This is a genomic window from Candidatus Symbiopectobacterium sp., from assembly GCF_020054415.1.
In the GTDB taxonomy this organism is placed as follows: domain Bacteria; phylum Pseudomonadota; class Gammaproteobacteria; order Enterobacterales; family Enterobacteriaceae; genus Symbiopectobacterium.
The window spans coordinates 1-2986 of the sequence record NZ_JAHWCO010000043.1 but is presented as its reverse complement, the minus strand read 5'-3'; the positions used below and the strand labels follow the sequence as shown (position 1 = coordinate 2986).

The window sequence follows — 2986 nt, the reverse complement described above, 5'->3', positions numbered from 1 at the left end:
ATTTTATAATCCTTCAAACCCCGAAGGATTATTTTTTGCCCATCGCATAAGGAACCCTGACCTCAACCACGACGATAAAGGACGCCACCGATGACCCGACAAAAATACCTGCAGTTAATCCATATTGCCGCCCACAATCTCAAGCTGGACGACACGACTTACCGCCAGATGCTGCACAGGCTAACCGGGAAAACATCGGCAAAAGCCATGAATATCGGTCAACTGGCTCAGGTGTTAAACGCGCTGAAAGCCAAAGGCTTTCGTATCCAGTCCCATCACGCCAGTACAAAAAAGCAGACTGACCGTCCACAACTCCAAAAATTACAGGCCCTGTGGCAGGCAATGGCCAACGAGGGCATTGTCAGGGATGCGTCAGCAACAGCCCTTGCCCACTTTGTTAAACGGGAAACCGGCTGTGATTCGCCTTACTGGCTGGATAGCCAACAGGCCAGCCAGGTTATCGAGAAACTCAAGCAGTGGCAAAAACGCGTGGCGAGGGCAACATCATGCTAGAGAATACCTTTCGTAGCAAAGGGCCAGAGTTACTGGTTGAGCTGGCTGAACATACGGCGCAGACCGTCAGGCAGATTATCGATGTTGACCCCGCCGTTGCCAGCCAGATAGGCGATGCCGTCGCCAGTCAGATGATGGCGGTCTGGGGAGGGCAAAATGTCTATTTCCCGATGGGGCTGATATGGAAAGTCAGCCAGCGTGACCGGGAGATATTTACTGACTTCAACGGCCATAACCACCACACGCTGGCGCGTAAATACAAAGTCTCACTACAGTGGATTTATTCTGTGGTGAAGCGGGTTAAAAAAGAAGAGCTGGCGCGCATCCAGGGCAGTTTGTTTGAAGATGAGAAGTAAGCGGTCTGGATGGCAGCTTTTTTATTTCACATAATGAAACATGCGGAAAGCAGAATGACTAACATGATATCGTCCACCCGTAAACCGGGTTTTCTTTTTGGGATTGATGACGTCGGAGAGAAAAACATAATCTATACACTGAGCGTGTATGCCGGTAGCCCCTCTGAAGCGATAACAGATTTAAAAGTGGCACTGGTTGCTTTGGAAGAAAGGAGAAGCCATTTCGCTGAAGGCGAAAATAATACGATGATGATCGGCAATGTGGCCGCGACATCACGATACAAACGCCGCCAAAAGCGTACTACCACGGCACCCGCTGACCAATCAAGGCAGGAAGGGGAATTAGATATTCCCAGAACGGTTTTTCCCCTTTATTAAGAGGGCTAGGCTCTCCAGACCAGTAAAGATGCGCCCGGCGATACAGCTCCAAAACCGGGCAATCACTGTTCAACAGTCTCATATCCCCACGATGAACCGTTCCCTCAGTAATAACCTCATATATTGACGCTTTTCTTATTTCGTCATCATCTTTCTCATCTGCCAGTAATTCCCTGAATTGCTTAACCTCACTGATTTGCTGACAAGCAAATAATGATTGATAGCGGGATGGTTTTTCTGGAAAACAGCTGCGGCGTACCAGTTCAAATACCAAGCCAACCAGAAAAGTCTGACTCAGATCGGTGTGAGCATCCATCATAATGCTAGGGTTACAGAGATTGATGTAGCCGTGTTTTGAGGGGAAAATCCTCAACGTCATTAAAGGTGTTTACTAGTCTATTTGCCATGTATATACAAGAATGTAACTCAGGGCCATGAACCGGGATGTGCATTCAAAGTGAACTATTTGCCAGAAGACACTGCAGTTGCTGATGGTTGGATCTCTTGTCAAAATCAGCTTCCAGCTCCTGAACAATGGGTGCTAGTTTACTGTGGCTATGGGGATATGAAGGTCTGCTTTCTGAGCCAAAGAAGGGAGTGGGATGACGGTGATTTCTACAATGATGTCCATGGAGTGACTCACTGGATGCCGCTGCCACCTGTTCCGCGAGAAAGCACTAATGAGCCCTGGCAACACGGGGCGAAGGAGGACTGAATGATAGATGCATCGCTGCTGAATCTGCCTTGGGCAACGCTGGTAACACTGGCCTCTGGCTACATCGGTTATTTTATTGCCAATGTTGGCTTGAAAGAGCACCATAAGCCTATTGATATCACGTTTACGACCCTGGTCTTTTGTCTTTCACCCGCCGGGCTTTATCATTCAGCAGTGTGGTTGGGGGTCAACACCTACATAGCATCTGTTCCTGCTGTTATCTCTGCTTTTACTGTAGGTTCGGTTTGGCGCAAATACGGCAAGAAATGGATGTATGGCCTCCTGCGGAAATATGATATATCGTGGTCTGACAGCACCAACTCTGCCTGGCAGAGGATGTTTGACCAGCGTGGCTATTATGTTTCGGAAATCTATGTTTACCTGAAAAATGGCTCAACGCTTTTGTCGGAAGCACCTGGCCACTTTGAAGGGCAACCATGCGGATGCTTTGTTCTGGGAAACGAAAAAGACATTTTGCTCTATGTAACCCACGAAAAAGCGGCTGGCAGCACAGATTGGAAAGAATGCAGTGATGTACTGCATGAAGCTTGGGGAGCACTGGCGACTTATGTCCCTGCGGATCAGATAGCGCGGGTACAGGTAAGGAGAACCAAGTTCAAAGAGGTAAGGGTTCTCCCTGAAGAGTAGCGTTATTGTCGGGCTGGTCTGGATGGCGGTGGTGTGACTGGTTTAGAAGATGAGTCTGTTTTCTCATTACGAAGCGCATCTTTGTCGAAAACAATCGTCACCATGCCTTTGGAGTCGTCAGAGTAGTCAACGCGGTCATGCCTCTGGTCTTTGTTATCACTCATTGCACTTTCCTCACGTAGTAAAAGAATCGATGTACTAGCAAACGAGATTCTAGATTATCGTTGAGGAAAGAGGCTTTGTTGAATAAATAGAACTTTTGGGTAATCATCGGAGCAGATCACCATAGTTGTTTCAAAATCAGGTATCCATGGCAAAACAAAATTTTAAAATCACCAACTGGCCCTCTTATAACAAGGCCCTCAAGCAGCGCGGT

At 47.8% G+C, this 2986-nt stretch carries 6 protein-coding genes; 5 read left to right on the top strand and 1 reads right to left on the bottom strand.

The window, feature by feature from the left end; translation table 11 throughout:
- The first annotated feature begins 90 nt into the window (after positions 1-90).
- From QZ506_RS01485 to QZ506_RS01475, 3 genes are read left to right on the top strand one after another with little or no spacing between them, the layout of a single operon-like run.
- Positions 91-513 carry a gp16 family protein gene (locus QZ506_RS01485; RefSeq protein ID WP_291968561.1) on the top strand — a complete coding sequence of 141 codons (423 nt, stop codon included), beginning with the start codon at positions 91-93 and terminating at the stop codon, positions 511-513.
- Positions 507-869, top strand: a complete 363-nt coding sequence (locus QZ506_RS01480; RefSeq protein ID WP_291968560.1) for a Mor transcription activator family protein — start codon at positions 507-509, stop codon at positions 867-869. The genes QZ506_RS01485 and QZ506_RS01480 overlap by 7 nt, the downstream gene beginning before the upstream one ends.
- 9 nt (positions 870-878) lie before the next feature.
- Positions 879-1247, top strand: a complete 369-nt coding sequence (locus QZ506_RS01475) for a hypothetical protein (protein WP_291968558.1) — start codon at positions 879-881, stop codon at positions 1245-1247.
- On the opposite strand, the gene QZ506_RS01470 is transcribed toward QZ506_RS01475, so the two are convergent.
- Positions 1171-1563 carry a DUF2441 domain-containing protein gene (locus QZ506_RS01470; protein ID WP_291968563.1) on the bottom strand — a complete coding sequence of 131 codons (393 nt, stop codon included), beginning with the start codon at positions 1561-1563 and terminating at the stop codon, positions 1171-1173. The genes QZ506_RS01475 and QZ506_RS01470 overlap by 77 nt on opposite strands.
- A 141-nt stretch (positions 1564-1704) precedes the next feature.
- On the opposite strand from QZ506_RS01470, the gene QZ506_RS21405 reads away from it, so the two are divergent.
- On the top strand, positions 1705-1962 hold the full coding sequence (locus QZ506_RS21405; protein WP_367272952.1) for a DUF551 domain-containing protein: 258 nt from the start codon (positions 1705-1707) through the stop codon (positions 1960-1962).
- Positions 1963-2610, top strand: coding sequence for a hypothetical protein (locus QZ506_RS01465; protein WP_291968555.1), 648 nt, complete (start codon positions 1963-1965; stop codon positions 2608-2610). It abuts the gene before it with no gap.
- Positions 2611-2986: the final 376 nt, after the last annotated feature.

Excerpts from the sequence above, each read along its gene's own strand:
- QZ506_RS01485 (WP_291968561.1), top strand. The coding sequence starts at position 91 with ATGACCCGACAAAAATACCTGCAGTTAATCCATATTGCCGCCCACAAT.
- QZ506_RS01480 (WP_291968560.1), top strand. The coding sequence starts at position 507 with ATGCTAGAGAATACCTTTCGTAGCAAAGGGCCAGAGTTACTGGTTGAG.
- QZ506_RS01475 (WP_291968558.1), top strand. The coding sequence starts at position 879 with ATGGCAGCTTTTTTATTTCACATAATGAAACATGCGGAAAGCAGAATG.
- QZ506_RS01470 (WP_291968563.1), bottom strand. The coding sequence starts at position 1,563 with ATGGATGCTCACACCGATCTGAGTCAGACTTTTCTGGTTGGCTTGGTA.
- QZ506_RS01465 (WP_291968555.1), top strand. The coding sequence starts at position 1,963 with ATGATAGATGCATCGCTGCTGAATCTGCCTTGGGCAACGCTGGTAACA.